Raw genomic sequence first — 16,269 nt, 5'->3', positions numbered from 1 at the left:
CTGTGAAATAGTCCAAATTTGGTATCCCATAGACGCAATGCATGGCCGCGCGGCGGGCGCGTTAAACTGCCGGGCCCACGCCACATCCCGCGCCCGAAGATGAACTACGACGACGCCTCTCCCCATTCCCGCACGATGAGCATGCGTCAGATCGAGGTCTTCCGCGCGATCATGATGACCGGCTCCATCAGCGAGGCGGCGCGCTCGCTATATGTGGCGCAGCCGTCGGTGAGCCGCGTGCTGCAAGTGACCGAGCGCCGGCTCGGCTTCCTGCTGTTCGAGCGCACGCGCGGCCGCTTGTATCCGACCCCGGAAGCCAAGCGCATCTTCGAGGAAGTGATGCGGGCTTACGAAGGCATCGAACGGGTGGACGATCTGGTGCGCGCGCTGTCGGATGGTTCGAGCGGCACGCTCAATGTCGTGTGCAGCCCGAGTCTGGGCGTGCATCTGTTGCCGCTCGCCATCGCGCGCTTTCATGCCGAGTTCCGCAAACTGCCCGTTTCGTTCGAACCGCTCACCCACAATCACCTCGTGCCGCGCGTGCTGTTCGGCAAAGGCACGATCGGCGTGTCGATGTTCGAGGTCCAGCATCCGAACATCGTCACCGTGCCGATGGAAAGCGGCCAGGTGCTGTGTGTCGCGCGGAAGGGCACGCTGGGGAAGCGGCGCGCGCTCGATCCGACGCAGATCGCCGCGCTGCCGTGGATCGACTATGAACACGACACGCCGCTCGGGCGCATCGTCGGCACGGTCTTCAGCAACGAGCGCCGACCCGAGCCGGTCGTGCGCGTGCGCTCTGCCATCAGCGCCTGCACGCTCGCGAAGGAAGGCGTGGGCGTGGCGATCGTGGATCCGTTCTGTATCGACGACGCCATGCGCGATGCGCTCGATGTCGTGCCGCTGCGCGCCGAGGGCTCGCACCGGCTGACCGCGAGCCTCGTGTATTCGCACGTCGAGCCGCTGTCGAACGCGGCGCGCCGCTTCGTCGGAATACTGGACGCGGTGTTGAAACAGCATCTGGCGCCGCGTCGCACGCCGAAATCCGGCTGAAGCCCGCCCGAGGCATCTTCACGGACGGCTCGGGCACCGTTTCATGCGACAATCTAGCCCGCAAGAAATACAGGCAATGGGTTCTGGAGATACACATGACCACCCGAGCGGACGAGATTTTGACGACGCTTGAGCGCGAAATCCTGTCGGGGCAACTGCCGCCCGGGTCGCGGCTGGAAGAAACGGAGCTGTCGGAGCGCTTCGAATGTTCGCGCACGCCGATCCGCGAGGCGCTGCGCCAATTGGCGTCGGAAGCGCTGATCACGATGCGGCCGCGCCAGCCCGCGATGGTGGCGGCGCTCTCGGCCCGCAAGCTGCTTGAAATGTTCCAGGTCATGGCCGAACTCGAAGGCCTGTGCGCGCGGCTCGCAGCACGCCGGGCCACGCCGCAGCAGATCCAGCGGCTGCGCGACACCCAGGCGGAACTGCGCGAAACGCTCGATTCGAACCACGTCGATGCGTTCTACGAGATCAACCGGCGCTTCCACGAGATCGTCTACGAGGCGAGCCAGAACGAGTTTCTCGCCGACCAGACGCGCGGCCTGCGCAACCGGGTGTCGATCTACCGCAAGATGGTCACGCAGAAGGTGCGCCGGCGGCTCGATACCGTCGATGAGCACGAGCAGGTGATCGGCGCCATCGAACGCGGTGACGGCGATGCCGCCGACAAGGCCATGTCCGCGCACGTGAACCTGCTGGGCGAGCAGATGCTGGATTTCATCGCGCTGTTTCCGGAGCCTGCCGAACTGGCTGAATAGGGCGTTATTTCAGGCCGGCGCTACGAGGTAGTTTCTACCGACCGGTTCGCAAACCATTTCCGGCAAACTTGTCATCTGTCGGTGCTTCGCTGATACTCGCCAGTCCCACTGCGTTTTCCTTTTGTCGCGTTTTCCTTTTGTCGATTAGACGGTATTTGCTCATGAGCACAATTCTCGAAAGTGTCCCCGTTGGCCAGAAGGTCGGCATTGCATTCTCCGGTGGTCTCGATACCAGCGCCGCGCTTCACTGGATGAAGCAGAAAGGCGCCGTGCCGTACGCGTACACCGCGAATCTCGGCCAGCCCGACGAGGACGACTACGATTCGATCCCGCGCCGCGCGACCGAATATGGCGCCGAAGGTGCGCGCCTGATCGACTGCCGTGCGCAACTGGTCTCCGAAGGCATTGCCGCGCTGCAAAGCGGCGCGTTCCACGTCTCCACGGCGGGCGTCACCTATTTCAACACCACGCCGCTCGGCCGCGCCGTGACGGGCACGATGCTCGTCGCCGCCATGAAGGAAGACGGCGTCAACATCTGGGGCGACGGCTCGACGTACAAGGGCAACGACATCGAGCGCTTTTACCGCTACGGCCTGCTCGTGAACCCGGATCTCAAGATCTACAAGCCGTGGCTGGACCAGCAGTTCATCGACGAACTCGGCGGCCGCTCCGAGATGTCGGAGTTCATGCGCCAGTCGGGCTTCGCGTACAAGATGTCGGCGGAAAAGGCCTATTCCACGGATTCGAACCTGCTCGGCGCCACGCACGAAGCAAAGGATCTGGAAAGCCTGGAAAGCGGCATCCGCATCGTCAACCCGATCATGGGCGTGGCGTTCTGGCGCGACGACGTGAAGGTGGATCGCGAGGAAGTCACCATCCGCTTCGAGGAAGGCCAGCCGGTCGCGCTGAATGGCAAGACCTTCCCGAATGCCGTCGAGCTGCTGCTGGAAGCGAACCGCATCGGCGGCCGTCACGGTCTGGGCATGAGCGACCAGATCGAAAACCGCATCATCGAGGCGAAGAGCCGCGGCATCTATGAAGCGCCGGGACTCGCGCTGCTGTACATCGCGTATGAGCGCCTCGTGACGGGCATCCATAACGAAGACACCATCGAGCAGTATCGCGAGAATGGCCGCCGTCTCGGCCGTCTGCTGTATCAGGGCCGCTGGTTCGATCCGCAAGCCATCATGCTGCGCGAAACGGCGCAACGCTGGGTCGCGCGCGCGATCACCGGCGAAGTGACGGTGGAACTGCGTCGCGGTAACGACTATTCGCTGCTCAGCACGAAGTCGCCGAACCTCACGTATCAGCCGGAACGTCTCTCGATGGAAAAGGTTGCGTCGACCTTCTCGCCGCGTGACCGCATCGGCCAGTTGACGATGCGCAATCTCGACATCACCGATACGCGCGACAAGCTGCGCATCTATGCGCAGGTCGGCTTGCTGACGCCGGGCGAAGCTTCGGCGCTTCCGCAGTTGAAGAGCGAAGAGTAACGGTAGAGGCTGCAAGCGCAGGCATACGGCCATCGGTCTTCGGACCGGTGGCCGTTTTTTTATGCCGATCCGCTCCGTGTCACGCACCTGACACGCCCAGAACGAATAATCCCCGCGCCCGAACACATAAAAGTCAGACCAGACGGGCGGTCGCTTCACGCGGCCTGTAATGCAACGAAACGGGGATTCACAGATGACTATCAGGCAGCGTATTGCCTTGCTCGTCGTGCTCATGCTCATGGCACTGGCGGCGATCGGCGGCTATGCCGTCAAGCGGACTCACGACAGCGCAAGCGAAGTGCAGCAGGTCACGCAAGGGGTAGTGCCAAGCGCGCTCGCTTCCGCGGATCTTGCCGCGCAAGTCAAGGACGTGCAGATCGCGACGATGACGCTGGTCTACGCGCCGGACGCACAGATCGCCGCGCAGGCGCGCGAGCTGCTGACCGAGCGCGAGCGCACCTTGAAAGCGGCGCTCGACGTGCAGGAGCGCGCCGCGAACAGCACCGCGCAGAAGGGCCTCGTCGTGCAGGCGCGCGAGAGCCTCGCGAACTACTTCGACGCCATCAGGCAGACCGAGCAGATGCAGGCGCAGGGCAAGAGCGCCTTCGCGCAAGCCTTTCTGTTCGCGAACGTCGCGCAGTACAAGGACGAGCTTCAGGGCATTGTCGAGACGCTGCGCATCGAGAAGAACCGCGAGAAGGACGCAGCCATCGGCACGCTGAACGACGCGCTCGCGACGACGAGCGTCATCATCGCGACGGCCACGGGCATCGCGGTGCTGATTCTCGTGGGCATCAGCGTGCTGCTTTACCGGCAGATCTCGCTGCCGCTCAGCCGCATGCAGATCATGATGAGCGAAATTGCATCGAGTCAGGACTTCACGCGGCGTGTGCCGGTGGAGCGCATGGACGAGATCGGCCGCTCGATCGTCGCATTCAACGGCATGATCGAGAAGATCGAGGAAAGCTCGCAGCAACTCAAGCAGCGCACCGCCGACATCCAGGCGATGTTGCAGAACATGCCGCAAGGCATTCTCACCGTGGTGCCGGGCGCGACGATTCATCCCGAGTATTCGGCGTTCCTCGAAGCGATCTTCGAAACGGATCAGCTTGCCGGACTGCGTGTGATGGATGTGGTGTTCGGCGGCACGGATCTCGGCAGCGATACGCTGGATCAGCAGGGCGCGGCTATCGATGCCTGTCTTGGCGAAGACATCATGAACTTCGACTTCAACCGGCATCTGCTCGCCGATGAAATCGTCAAGGACATGGGCGATGGCCGCAAGAAGGTGCTCGACCTGAGCTGGTCCGCCATCACGAACGAAGAAGGCTGATCGTGCGCCTCATGTTATGTGTGCGCGACGTCACCGAACTGAAGGCGCTGGCCGCCGAAGCCGGCGAACAACGGCGCAGGCTCGACATGATCGGCGAGGTGCTCGCCATCAGCCAGGAGAAGTTCGAGCGCTTCATGCATAGCGCGGCGAGTTTTGTCGGCGAGAACGAACGCATCATTCGCGAGCACGACATGCCGAGCAAGGAAGCGGTCGCGCAACTGTTCCGCAACATGCATACGGTGAAGGGCAACGCGCGTACTTATAGCCTTCAGCATCTGACGAGCGTGGTGCACGACACCGAGCAGCGCTATGACGCGATCCGCCAGGACAGCGGCGGCACACTCTGGAATCATGACGAGCTGATCGCGGACCTGGAGCGCGTGCGCGCGGCGCTGCAAAGCTATGCGACGGTCAATGAAGTGAGTCTGGGACGCAAGACATCGGCGGGTCAGGGCGGGATCGATCGCGAGTTCATCCAGAAGAACATCGAGCTGCTCGAAGCCGCCGATGCCAACGACGCACAAGCGCTCGCCGCCGTGCGCGCTTCGCTGCATCGCATGTTGCGCGTGCTGGATACGGAAAGCATCGGCGACGCGCTCGATGCGCCGATCGGCTCGCTGCCTTCACTCGCCAAAGAACTCGGCAAGCCCTCGCCGCGCATGAGCGTGAACGATCACGGCTGTCGTATCGACAGCGAACTGGCGGGACGCTTGGGCAACGTCTTTACGCATCTTTTGCGCAACAGCATCGATCACGGCATCGAGACGGCGGAAGAACGGATCGCGCAAGGCAAGCCGTCTGCGGGCTTGATTCATGTCGATGCACGCGTGCACGGCGATGCATTGCGCATCACGCTCAGCGACGATGGCCGCGGTCTCGCGCTGCACAAGATTCGTGAGAACGCGATACGTCGCGGCTGGCTGGATGTCGCCGCCATTCCCGCCGACCAAGCGCTCGCCGAACTCGTGTTCCGCCCTGGGTTCTCGACGGCACAGAACGTGACGGAAGTGTCGGGGCGCGGTGTCGGCATGGATGCGGTGCGGGCGTTCGTCGAACGTGAGGGCGGACGTATCGAGATGCGGTTTATCGATGAAGGTCACGGCGCAGCGTTTCGCGCGTTCCAGACGGTTGTATGGCTGCCGGCGAGCGTGGTGATCGAGGAAGAAGCCGGCATCGATGCCGTGCACGGATAACGGAAGGTGATGGCAATGGAGTACAAGTGGATGGCGGCCTGCGTGGGCGCGATGTTCGTCGTGAGCGTGATGTTCTGGGCGCACAAGATGAGCAAGAGGCATCTGGGGATTCAGCTGCAACAGGACATCGCGTTCCGCGAGCGGCTCGGTGCGATCGAAAACGCTTGCCGCGACGAGCTGACAGCAAGCGGCAAGCGCATCGACGAACTGACGCAACAGACGACGGCGCTGCAAGCTGCGCTCGACCGCGCGCATGCCGAACGCGACGACCTGCGCGACACGCTGATGGCAGCGAAAGTACAGGCGGACGAACGCCTGCAACAGGCGAGCCGTATCGCCGATGAAGCCGCGCGCCTCAAGGTGCTGTCGCTCACGTTCGAGCGCTGGCACGAGCAGATGATTTCGCTGATGGCACAGAACCGCGACATGCATTCGAAGAATCAGGAGCTTTCTTCGATCGTGCAGCACGTGCTGATCGTGTCGCTGAATGCGTCCATCGAGGCGGCGCGCGCAGGCTCGGCGGGGCGTGGATTTTCGATCGTTGCAAGCGAAGTGCGGGCGCTGGCTTCGCGGTCGCAGGAGTTGTCGAAAAGCTATCGCGACAGCCTCCTGCGCAACGACCTGACCACGGCCGCCACGTTCCAGGACATTCAGGCGGGCGGCAAGATGATCACGGCGTCGCTCGGCAGCGTGGAAATGCTCGCAGGCCGGTTCCGCACGGAGATGGAACAGGTGGCCGCATGATTTCGGATGAGGCGAGACGCAGTATCGGACAGATTGTGGAGCAGGCCGTTGGCTCGCGCTTGCGCGCGCAAGACGATGCGCCGATGGACATTACGAAAGCGGACGAGCAGCAGCATCGCGCGACGTTGCCGCAGCATGCATGGGTGTTGACGATCTCGTCGCTCACGTTCCGCCTGCTCTTCGTGCTGCACTTCAACGACGACGACGCCACCCGCGCCTGCTATCCCGGCGCGAAACGCGAACAAGCGCTGGCGGACGTGCTGATGGAACACGTCAACCTGGGTTGCGGGTCGATCAACCAGCAACTGGTCGCGCATTTTCCGGATCTGGGCATGTCGACGCCTTTTGCGCTGAGCAGCCGCTGTATCGACTTCATCGACGAACTCAGGCCGGATCATGTCTGGCGCTACGCATTGCGTCCGGGCGGGGAAGCGCGGCTGGCGATCACGGCGTGCGTCTGTGCGCAGGCGGCGATGGACTTCGCGGTCAGCGCCATGGAGGAACAGGGCGAAGGCGAACTCGAACTGTTCTGAATCTGAACGCGCGCGGGACCGTGTCAACGGCAACGAAGCGCCTTGGGCGCAAGGAATGAGAAAGATGGCAAAAGTATTGGTAGTGGACGATTCGAGCACGGTACGCGATGAAGTGGCCGGCTTTCTGAAGAACAGCGGACTGGATGTGGCGACCGCCGTGGACGGCAAGGACGGCCTGGCGAAGCTGCGCGCGGATGCGGGCATCCGCTTGATTGTCAGCGACGTGAACATGCCGAACATGGACGGCCTGACGATGGTCGAGAAGATTCGCGGTGAACTCGCGAACCAGACGGTCAACGTCATCATGCTCACGACCGAAAGCAGCCCGGCCATGAAGGAGCGTGGCAAGGCAGCGGGCGTGAAGGGCTGGATCGTAAAGCCGTTCAAGGGTGATGCGGTGATCGCCACGTTCCGGAAGCTTGCTTCGTAACGAGGTGAAGTGGGTAGTGTGAGGGATTGTGCTTTCTGGGAGAATCGTTTTTCTTCCCTTTACGCGGCGTCACGTCACTCAGGCTATGGGCCCACAACTGGACATCGATCTCCTGCGCAACTTCGTCGCCATAGCCGAATCCGGCGTGATGAGCCGCGCGGCCGGCGAGGTCGGGCGCACGCAGGCGGCCTTGAGCCAGCAGATCAAGCGGCTGGAATTGATCGTCGAGAAGCCGCTGCTCGTCCGGGGCGCGCGGGGCGTCACGCTGACCATGCACGGCGAGCGACTGCTCGTGCACGCGCGCAACATTCTTCGAACGCACGATGACGCCGTGGCCGAACTCATCGGCGAAAGTTTGTCGGGTTCGTTGCGGCTCGGTTGTCCCGAGGATTACTCGCAGGTCTTCGTCCCGCCGATTCTCCAGGGATTCGCGATGCAGCATCCGCAGGTGCTGATCGAAGTGGTCTGCGCGCCGACCGTGCGCCTGTTGAACCTGCTCGATCAACATGACCTCGATCTGGCCATCGTCTCCGTGCCGGACGGCGCACGCAGCGAGCAGGTCCTGCGCCGCGAATCGTTCGTGTGGGTTGGCAGCGGCGCAAGCGACGCGATGAATCACGACCCCTTGCAACTCGCGCTCTCCGAACCCGGCACGCTGGATCATCAGGCGGCCATTACGAGTCTTGAGCGCATCGGCCGGAAATATCGTATTGCTTATGCAAGCGCCAGTCTCGCGGGATTGACGGCGGTAGTGCGTTCGGGACAGGCTATTGCGGTGCTCACGCAGCATGCCGTGCCGTCCGATCTCGTGACCTTGCCGGCATCGCACAATCTGCCCGCGTTGCCTTCCGTCGGCATCGTGGTCCAGCGCGGCCGCGGGCCTTCGTCGAGATTGCTCGACCGCTTCGAAGGACACGTCAAGTCCGTGCTGCCGCTGCTCTGACCGATGCCCGGTCATTCTTCTCCATCCCCGAACGGTGCCTTCTGCGTTTGATGGATTCTGCCGGTGCGATCAATCCGGCAACATGAATTCAGTTGCGCTGCAGACACGACCCCAAGAGCCTCAATAGCTTCTGACGAATGCAGCGTTGTGATGTCCTTCCAACAGGAGATTCAATCATGACTTCGATTCAAGTCGTTCGCTACCAGTCCGAAAACATCGATGGCCTCAACGTGTTCTATCGCGAAGCCGGTGCGAAGGATGCGCCCGTGGTGCTGCTGCTTCATGGCTTCCCCACTTCGTCGCATATGTTCCGCAACCTCATTCCGGTACTCGCCGGAAAGTATCGTGTGATTGCGCCGGACTATCCTGGCTTCGGTCAAAGCGATGCGCCGGATCACAAGAGCTTCAAGTACGGCTTCCAGGCATTCGCCGATATCGTCGATACCCTGCTGGCGCGGCTTGGCGTCGAACGCTTTGCCATGTATGTGATGGACTATGGCGCGCCGGTGGGTTATCGGCTTGCGCTGAAGAATCCGGCGCGGGTGACGGGCCTGATCGTGCAGAACGGCAATGCGTATGAAGAAGGCCTGCGTGAGTTCTGGAATCCGATCAAGGCCTATTGGAACGACAACTCGGCGACGAATCGCGAAGCGCTGCATGGTCTCGTGACGCTCGACATCACCAAGTTCCAGTACACCGACGGCGTCTCGGACCTCTCCCGGATCAGCCCTGACAACTGGGTTCACGATCAAGCGCTGCTCGACCGTCCGGGCAACCGCGATATCCAGATGGACCTGTTCCTCGACTATGGCACGAACGTGCCGCTCTATCCGCAGTTCCAGGCGTTCTTCCGTGAACACCGGCCGCCGACGATCATCGTCTGGGGCAAGAACGACAAGATCTTCCCGGAAGAAGGCGCGCATCCTTATCTGCGCGATCTGCCCGATGCGGAGGTGCACATTCTCGACACGGGACACTTCGCGCTGGAAGACAAGCTCGATGAAATCGGTCCGCTGCTGCTCGGCTTTCTCGATCGCACGATTGGCGCGAAGACGGCCTGACTGAATGGCGTCGCCGGTTAGCGGTAGAAGGGCAAACCAGGGTAATCCCTGATTTGCCCTTTATTTTTGTTCCCGTCACTGTAAACGGATGTTGTTGACGAAGTACATTTTCAGCATCCATTCGTTCGAGGTGACTTGGCTTGAGTTCATCGTTCATCCAGGGCGTTAGCGCCTGCTCGCTTGCCGAGGCGTATGCCAAGGGCAGCGCCGATCCCGTCGCGGTCGCGCAACGGGCGCTATCCGCCGCGCGCGGCGCGAACAACGCATTCATCTCCTTCGATGAAACCCGCACGCTCGATGAATCCTGCGCGGCCGCGCAACGCTGGCGCGACAAGCGTCCGGCCAGCGCGCTCGATGGCGTGCCGGTCGCGTGGAAGGATCTCTTCGATATCAGCGGCAGCGTGACGACGGCCGCCTCCGCGCTGTATCGCGACCGCGCGCCCGCGACGGCCGACGCGCCGCTCGTCGCGGCCAGCGTGCGCGCGGGACTGGTCGGCGTCGGCAAGACCAATCTCAGCGAGTTCGCGTATTCCGGGCTGGGTCTGAATCCGCACTTCGGCACGCCATTCAATCCGGCTTTCGAGGGCGAACATCGCGTGCCCGGTGGATCGTCGTCGGGCAGCGCGATTGCCGTGGCAATGGGCGTCGTGCCGATAGCAATCGGCACCGACACGGCGGGCTCCATTCGTGTGCCGGCGGCGTTGAACGGCATCGTCGGATATCGGGCGAGCCGGGCGCGCTATCCGCAGGCAGGCGTGACGGGCCTGTCCCGTTCAGCGGACACGCTCGGGCCGCTCGCGCGTACCGTCGGGGACTGCGCGGCGTTCGATGCCGCCGTGCGCAATCAGCCCGTCATCGCAGCGGCGGCGGACGTGCGCGGTCAACGCTTCATCGTGCCGTCGGGATGGCAGACGCGTTTCGCCGTGACGGACAGCGTCGCGACCAACTTCATGCGCTTCGTTGCGAGGCTCGTGCGGGCCGGCGCGCGCATCGACGAAATCCCGCTCGGTGCGTTCGATGACACCTGCGACCTGCTGAAGACACGCGGGTGGTTCGGTTCGCTCGAAGCGTTCGAGCTTTATCGACCAGTGCTCGATTCCGCCGATGCCGAACGCATCGATCAACGCGTGCGCACGCGCCTCGAACTGAGCCGCAGCGTGCCGCCTTCACGTCTCACCGAATTGCTCGATGCACGCGCGCCGTTGATTGCAGGCCTGCGCGACGAACTTGCGGGCGCGACCATGCTCCTGCCGACCGTGCCGCACGTTGCGCCTGAAGCCGTGCCATTGGAACGCGATCCCGACCTGTTCGCCAAGGTCAATCTCGCGACGCTCTCGATGACGATGCCCGGCAGTTATCTCGACACGCCCGCGTTCGCAATGCCGACCGGCGTCGACGAACAGGGACTTCCCACCAGCGTGCAATTGATGCGCGCGCAAAACGACGACGACGCGCTGATCGGCGTCGCACTGGCCGTCGAGCAGACGGTCGCACCGAACTGAATCGCTCAAGGAGGACGGAATGGCCAAGGAAATACTCGTTGCATTCGGCATCGACGTGGATGCGGTCGCTGGATGGCTCGGCTCGTATGGCGGAGAGGATTCGCCCGACGATATCTCGCGCGGTCTGTTCGCGGGCGAGGTCGGCTCGATGCGGCTCCTGAAGCTGTTCGAGCGCGAGAAGATCAAGACGACCTGGTTCATCCCGGGTCATTCGATTGAAACCTTCCCGGAGCAGATGAAGGCGGTTGCCGATGCGGGACATGAGATCGGCATCCATGGCTACAGCCATGAGAATCCGATTGCGATGACGCCCGAGCAGGAAGAGGCGGTGCTCGACCGCAGCATCGAATTGGTGACGCAACTGAGCGGCAAGCGGCCGACCGGTTATGTGGCGCCGTGGTGGGAGTTCAGCAACGTCACGAACGAATTGCTCGTGAAGAAAGGCATCAAGTACGACCACAGCCTGATGCACAACGACTATCACCCGTACTACGTGCGCGTCGGCGATTCGTGGACGAAGATCGATTACAGCAAGCATCCGGATACGTGGATGAAGCCGTTGCAGCGCGGTCACGAAACGGACCTGGTGGAGATTCCGGCGAACTGGTATCTCGACGACCTGCCGCCGATGATGTTCATCAAGAAGGCGCCGAACAGCCATGGCTTCGTGAATCCGCGGCATCTGGAAGAGATGTGGCGCGACCAGTTCGACTGGGTGTATCGCGAGCATGACTATGCGGTGTTCCCGGTGACGATTCATCCGGACGTGTCGGGCCGTGCGCAGGTGCTGCTGATGCTTGAACGATTGATCGCGCATTTCCGCAAGCATGAAGGCGTGCGCTTCTGCACGTGCGACGAGATTGCCGACGACTTCCTGCGGCGCAGCCCACGCAAGTCCTGACCCTCACCGACACAAGGCCCGACCCATGAACTCCTCTCCCTTGCGCGAAGGCGCGACGATGGACGGCCAGGCGCCGTCCGCTTCATCCGGATTCAAACTCGAGACGATCCTGCCGGCCGACGTGAAGCGCGCGACCATCGTCGCGTTTTTCGCGTGGGTGTTCGCGGTGTATGACTTCATCCTGTTCGGGACGCTGTTGCCAGAGATCGGCAAGCACTACAACTGGGATGCTGCCGCGCAGGCGGAGATTGCCACGCTTGTGGCTATAGGGACGGCGGTGATTGCCTTTGCCATTGGGCCGTTACTCGATCGTCTGGGTCGCAAGGCGGGGTTGCTATGGACCGTGGCGGGCGCTGCGGTCTGCTCGGGACTCACGGTGGTGGGCGGCGCGATGGGGCAGGTTCCGCTCGTGTTGATCCGCGCGTTGTCGGGGCTGGGTTATGCGGAGGAAACGGTCAACGCGACCTACCTCAACGAACTGTATTCGGCCGCCAACGATCCGAAGCTCAATGCCCGCAAAGGCTTCATTTATAGCCTCGTGCAGGGCGGCTGGCCGATTGGCGCGCTGATCGCATCGGGGCTGACGGCGCTGCTGCTGCCGCGCATCGGCTGGCAAGGCTGCTTCGTGTTTGCGACGTTTCCGGCCATCGTCATTTTTTTCATGACGCGGCGGTTGAAAGAAAGCCCGCAGTTCCTGCTGCACAAGCGCATCAAGCAATTGCGCGAAACCGGACAAGACAGCGAAGCGCGCGGACTGGCAAGCGCCCATGCGGTGGATTACGAAGAACATAGCCGCGCGGGGCTTGCGGAAGCGTTTCGCGGCAACGCATTGCGCGCGACGCTCGTGCTCGGTGGCGGCATCCTGCTGAACTGGTCGGCGATCCAGGTCTTCAGCGTGCTCGGCACGACGGTGCTCACGCGCGTGCATGGCGTGTCGTTCGAGAACTCGTTGCTGATTCTCGTGCTGTCGAATGTGATTGGTTATTGCGGTTATCTGAGTCACGGTTTTATCGGCGACAAGATTGGCCGACGCAATACGCTGGCGATTGGCTGGATGCTCGGCGGGCTGGCGTTCGCGGGCATGTTGTTCGGGCCCAGCAGTTCGGCGGTGGTTGTCGCGTTGTATAGCCTCGGGCTGTTCTTCTTGATCGGACCGTATTCGGCTGCGCTGTTCTTTATCGGCGAAAGTTATCCGACTTCGATTCGCGGCACGGGCAGCTCGATCGTTCATGCGATGGGACCGATTGGCGCGATTCTCGCGGGCGTCGGCGTCACGTCGATGCTCAATCATGGCGGCGACTGGCTGCATGCGGCGCTTTGGTTCGGCGCGGTGCCGTGCTTCCTGTCCGGCGTGCTCATTCTGTTCGCGCGGCATGTCGATCCCGCCGACGTCAAATAACCTGGAGGTCCTCGTGAAAGTTGCATTGGTGACAGGCGCGGCAAGCGGTATCGGGCAAGCGCTGGCGGTGGCTTATGCGGAGCAGGGCGTGGCAGTGGTCGGCGGATATTTTCCGGGTGATCCGCACGATCCGCAGGCCACCGCGCATGCCGTGGAAGCAGCGGGCGGGCAATGCCTGATGCATGCGGTGGACGTGACATCGGCGGAGGAAGTCGAGGCCTTCGCTCAGGCGGCGATGGCGCGTTTTGGACGGATTGATTATGCGGTGGCGAATGCGGGCTTGTTGAGGGTATCGCCATTGACGGACATGAGCGATGACCAGTGGCATCAGATGCTCGATGTCGATCTGTCCGGCGTCATGCGCACGTTCCGTGCGGCGGCTCGCCACATGACGGACGGCGGCGCGATGGTGGCGATTTCATCGATCGCTGGCGGCGTGTACGGCTGGGAAGATCACACGCATTACTCGGCGGCGAAGGCCGGCGTGCCGGGCTTGTGCCGGGCGGTAGCGATGGAACTCGCGTCGCGGAATATCCGCTGCAATGCGGTGATACCGGGTTTGATCGAAACGCCGCAATCGCTCGATGCAGTCAACTCGTTAGGACCTGATGGCTTGCGTGAAGCGGCGAAGGGCATTCCGCTCAGGCGTGTGGGCGCGCCGCGCGAGATCGCGACGCTGATCCGCTTTCTCACGAGCGAAGACGCTTCGTACATTACAGGCCAGTCGATCATCGCGGATGGTGGCCTGACTGTGCGCTGGCCGGGCTGAACACAACGTGGAGGCATAAGTCATATGGCATCGACCTTCTCACTCGATGGCCGCCGCGCGGTGGTGACGGGCGCGGCGAGCGGCATCGGCGCGGCGATCGCGAAAGCATATGCGGAAGCGGGCGCGCGTCTCGTGCTGGCCGACCTCAACGCGACGCGTCTCGCCGCGCAAGCCGATTTGTGCCGCGCGCAGGGCGTGCGTGTCGAGACCATCGCCGCCGATGTGGGCGACGAAGCGGGCGCGCATGGCATCGTGGACCGGTGCATCGAAGCGTTCGGCGGCATCGATATTCTGGTCAACAACGCGGGCATGCTGACGCAGGCGCGTTGCGTCGATCTCAGCGCTGCGATGTGGGACGAGATGATGCGCGTGGATCTCCGCAGCGTGTTCTTATGCTCACGGCGTGCGCTGCCCGCGATGACCGCACAACGCTGGGGGCGCATCATCAACGTGGCGTCGCAACTGGGCATCAAGGGCGGCGCGGAACTGACGCACTATGCGGCGGCAAAGGCGGGCGTGATCGGCTTCACGAAGTCGCTCGCGCTGGAAGCGGCACCGGACAATGTGTTGGTGAACGCGATTGCGCCGGGGCCGATCGAAACGCCGCTCGTCGATGGCATTTCTTCGGCGTGGAAGGAGATGAAGTCGAAGGAATTGCCGTTGCGGCGCTTTGGACGCGCGGACGAAGTGGCGCCCACTGCGGTGCTGCTGGCTTCGGATCCGGGTGGCAATCTGTTTGTCGGGCAGACGCTGGGTCCGAATTCCGGCGATGTCATGCCCTGATGCAAGGAGTGGATGGCTATGTGCGGCATGTGCGGGTTGCTCGGCGGCGGACGACATTGGTCGAACACGGTGGCGGCGGGCGAAGGCGCGAACGCGCGACGGCAACGCTATGTGCAGGTGGCGCATGCGAACCGTGTGCTTGAGACGTATCGGCTGACGCTCGCGGATTTTCATGGGCAGTCGTTCGTGCTGTCATCGCCGACGGGTGCGCAGCTGATCGTCGAGGACTTCATGCAGATATGGAAGGCCGCTGAAACGATGCTTGGCAAGCCGCTCGATCCGCTCGCCATGTTCGCTGATGATGTCGAGGCGCAATCATGAGCCTCGCCTATGATGTCATCCCGGTCACGATCGTTACGGGCTTTCTCGGCAGCGGCAAATCCACGTTGCTGGCCGATGTGCTCAAGGGCGATGCGGCGCGCGACACGGCCGTGCTCGTCAACGAGTTCGGTGAAGTCGGGCTGGATCATTTGCTGATAGGCGAAGTCGAAGCGCAGACGGTGCTGCTCGATAACGGCTGCATTTGCTGTGCGATTCGCGGCGAACTGAAGGATGCGCTGGCGACGCTCTTCTCGCGACGCGCGCGCGGCGAGGTGCCCCCGTTCTCGCGTGTCGTGCTGGAAACGACCGGATTGGCAACGCCCGCGCCTATCGTTGCGACCTTGCTGGGCGACCGGATCGTGTCGAGTCATTATTCGATTGGCGCTATTGTCACGGTTGTCGATGCGCTCAATGCAGCCCAGCAACAGGCGCGCCATCCGGAATGGCTTGCGCAGGTTGCGGCGGCGGACCGCCTGTTGATCAGCAAGGCGGATCTCGCTGAAGACGCTGCTGCCATCGATGCGTTGGAACTCATGCTCGCGCAGTTGAATCCGGCGGCGCGGATCACGCGCCGCACGCAGCGTGACGATGCTTCGCTGGTGATTGATGTCGTCGCAAACGCGCATGAATTCGCGGATTTTGTGCGCCGCTCAGGTTCGCGCGATGCGCAAGCTATTGGCAATGCGCGGCCGCTTGCGAGCTTGAATGCGCATCGCGGGAAGTTGTCGGGTATCGAATCGTTCTGCATCGACTTCGATGAGCCGCTCGACTGGCCCGTTTTCACGCTCTGGTTCACGATGCTGCTGAACCGTCACGGTGATAACATCCTGCGAGTCAAAGGCCTGCTCGCGCTTGAGGGCGCACCGCAGCCGGTTGTCGTGCATGCGGTGCATCATCTCGTGTATCCGGTCTTGCATCTCGATGCCTGGCCGGACGGCGCGAGGCATTCGCGTCTTGTGTTCATCGCGGAACATCTCGATGGCAATGCCGTCCGCGATTCGTACCGGCGCTTTAGCCGGCATCTTCATCCACATACCGCCGAATCCGTCGATTGAA

The 16,269-nt window shown here is 62.6% G+C and carries 15 protein-coding genes and 1 pseudogene; all 16 read left to right on the top strand.

Going from position 1 to position 16,269, the window contains the following annotated elements; translation table 11 throughout:
* Positions 1-99 precede the first annotated feature (99 nt).
* The 16 genes and pseudogenes from QCE63_RS19925 (at position 100) to QCE63_RS19850 (ending at position 16,268) form a co-directional block, all read left to right on the top strand.
* Positions 100-1,050: a LysR substrate-binding domain-containing protein gene (locus QCE63_RS19925; protein WP_309835360.1), complete on the top strand. Its 951-nt coding sequence runs from the start codon at positions 100-102 to the stop codon at positions 1,048-1,050.
* Between the two features lie 95 nt (positions 1,051-1,145).
* The gene (locus QCE63_RS19920) at positions 1,146-1,808 is read left to right on the top strand and encodes a GntR family transcriptional regulator (RefSeq protein ID WP_309815137.1); all 663 of its coding nucleotides are present in this window, start codon (positions 1,146-1,148) and stop codon (positions 1,806-1,808) included.
* Between the two features lie 161 nt (positions 1,809-1,969).
* Entirely contained in the window at positions 1,970-3,301 is a 1,332-nt protein-coding gene (gene argG, locus QCE63_RS19915; protein WP_309835359.1) for an argininosuccinate synthase, read from the top strand.
* Positions 3,302-3,494: 193 nt separating this feature from the next.
* Positions 3,495-5,827: pseudogene (locus tag QCE63_RS19910) on the top strand (ATP-binding protein).
* A 15-nt stretch (positions 5,828-5,842) separates the two neighbouring features.
* Positions 5,843-6,571 (top strand): methyl-accepting chemotaxis protein, encoded by a 729-nt coding sequence (locus QCE63_RS19905; RefSeq protein ID WP_404990149.1) that lies wholly within the window; start codon positions 5,843-5,845, stop codon positions 6,569-6,571.
* Positions 6,572-6,654: 83 nt separating this feature from the next.
* A complete protein-coding gene (locus QCE63_RS19900; protein WP_309835356.1) occupies positions 6,655-7,104 on the top strand; it encodes a hypothetical protein in 450 nt (149 codons plus the stop codon).
* Between the two features lie 64 nt (positions 7,105-7,168).
* Positions 7,169-7,534: a response regulator gene (locus QCE63_RS19895; RefSeq protein ID WP_309835355.1), complete on the top strand. Its 366-nt coding sequence runs from the start codon at positions 7,169-7,171 to the stop codon at positions 7,532-7,534.
* Between the two features lie 85 nt (positions 7,535-7,619).
* Positions 7,620-8,477, top strand: a complete 858-nt coding sequence (locus tag QCE63_RS19890) for a LysR substrate-binding domain-containing protein (protein WP_309835353.1) — start codon at positions 7,620-7,622, stop codon at positions 8,475-8,477.
* A gap of 176 nt (positions 8,478-8,653) precedes the next feature.
* The gene (locus QCE63_RS19885; protein ID WP_309835352.1) at positions 8,654-9,538 is read left to right on the top strand and encodes an alpha/beta hydrolase; all 885 of its coding nucleotides are present in this window, start codon (positions 8,654-8,656) and stop codon (positions 9,536-9,538) included.
* Positions 9,539-9,678: 140 nt separating this feature from the next.
* The gene (locus QCE63_RS19880; protein ID WP_309835350.1) at positions 9,679-11,040 is read left to right on the top strand and encodes an amidase family protein; all 1,362 of its coding nucleotides are present in this window, start codon (positions 9,679-9,681) and stop codon (positions 11,038-11,040) included.
* 19 nt (positions 11,041-11,059) lie between these two features.
* Complete coding sequence (locus QCE63_RS19875) at positions 11,060-11,941, top strand: polysaccharide deacetylase (RefSeq protein WP_309835347.1); 882 nt, start codon at positions 11,060-11,062, stop codon at positions 11,939-11,941.
* Positions 11,942-11,966: 25 nt separating this feature from the next.
* Positions 11,967-13,340 (top strand): MFS transporter, encoded by a 1,374-nt coding sequence (locus QCE63_RS19870; protein WP_309835346.1) that lies wholly within the window; start codon positions 11,967-11,969, stop codon positions 13,338-13,340.
* 13 nt (positions 13,341-13,353) lie between these two features.
* Positions 13,354-14,109 carry an SDR family NAD(P)-dependent oxidoreductase gene (locus QCE63_RS19865; protein WP_309835345.1) on the top strand — a complete coding sequence of 252 codons (756 nt, stop codon included), beginning with the start codon at positions 13,354-13,356 and terminating at the stop codon, positions 14,107-14,109.
* 24 nt (positions 14,110-14,133) lie between these two features.
* On the top strand, positions 14,134-14,892 hold the full coding sequence (locus QCE63_RS19860; protein WP_309835344.1) for an SDR family NAD(P)-dependent oxidoreductase: 759 nt from the start codon (positions 14,134-14,136) through the stop codon (positions 14,890-14,892).
* 12 nt (positions 14,893-14,904) lie between these two features.
* Entirely contained in the window at positions 14,905-15,213 is a 309-nt protein-coding gene (locus QCE63_RS19855) for a hypothetical protein (RefSeq protein ID WP_404990148.1), read from the top strand.
* Positions 15,210-16,268, top strand: coding sequence for a GTP-binding protein (locus QCE63_RS19850; protein ID WP_309835343.1), 1,059 nt, complete (start codon positions 15,210-15,212; stop codon positions 16,266-16,268). Before QCE63_RS19855 ends, QCE63_RS19850 begins: the two co-directional genes overlap by 4 nt.
* Position 16,269 lies beyond the last annotated feature (1 nt).

The organism is Caballeronia sp. LZ065 (assembly GCF_031450975.1).
Classification (GTDB): Bacteria; Pseudomonadota; Gammaproteobacteria; order Burkholderiales; family Burkholderiaceae; genus Caballeronia.
Note: the sequence above shows the minus strand (reverse complement) of the source record. Positions and strands in the feature narration are given on the sequence as shown.

What these genes read in the sequence shown, in the direction of transcription:
- QCE63_RS19925 (WP_309835360.1), top strand. Translation starts at nt 100, where the DNA reads ATGAACTACGACGACGCCTCTCCCCATTCCCGCACGATGAGCATGCGT.
- QCE63_RS19920 (WP_309815137.1), top strand. Translation starts at nt 1,146, where the DNA reads ATGACCACCCGAGCGGACGAGATTTTGACGACGCTTGAGCGCGAAATC.
- argG (WP_309835359.1), top strand. Translation starts at nt 1,970, where the DNA reads ATGAGCACAATTCTCGAAAGTGTCCCCGTTGGCCAGAAGGTCGGCATT.
- QCE63_RS19905 (WP_404990149.1), top strand. Translation starts at nt 5,843, where the DNA reads ATGGAGTACAAGTGGATGGCGGCCTGCGTGGGCGCGATGTTCGTCGTG.
- QCE63_RS19900 (WP_309835356.1), top strand. Translation starts at nt 6,655, where the DNA reads ATGGACATTACGAAAGCGGACGAGCAGCAGCATCGCGCGACGTTGCCG.
- QCE63_RS19895 (WP_309835355.1), top strand. Translation starts at nt 7,169, where the DNA reads ATGGCAAAAGTATTGGTAGTGGACGATTCGAGCACGGTACGCGATGAA.
- QCE63_RS19890 (WP_309835353.1), top strand. Translation starts at nt 7,620, where the DNA reads ATGGGCCCACAACTGGACATCGATCTCCTGCGCAACTTCGTCGCCATA.
- QCE63_RS19885 (WP_309835352.1), top strand. Translation starts at nt 8,654, where the DNA reads ATGACTTCGATTCAAGTCGTTCGCTACCAGTCCGAAAACATCGATGGC.
- QCE63_RS19875 (WP_309835347.1), top strand. Translation starts at nt 11,060, where the DNA reads ATGGCCAAGGAAATACTCGTTGCATTCGGCATCGACGTGGATGCGGTC.
- QCE63_RS19870 (WP_309835346.1), top strand. Translation starts at nt 11,967, where the DNA reads ATGAACTCCTCTCCCTTGCGCGAAGGCGCGACGATGGACGGCCAGGCG.
- QCE63_RS19860 (WP_309835344.1), top strand. Translation starts at nt 14,134, where the DNA reads ATGGCATCGACCTTCTCACTCGATGGCCGCCGCGCGGTGGTGACGGGC.
- QCE63_RS19855 (WP_404990148.1), top strand. Translation starts at nt 14,905, where the DNA reads ATGGCTATGTGCGGCATGTGCGGGTTGCTCGGCGGCGGACGACATTGG.
- QCE63_RS19850 (WP_309835343.1), top strand. Translation starts at nt 15,210, where the DNA reads ATGAGCCTCGCCTATGATGTCATCCCGGTCACGATCGTTACGGGCTTT.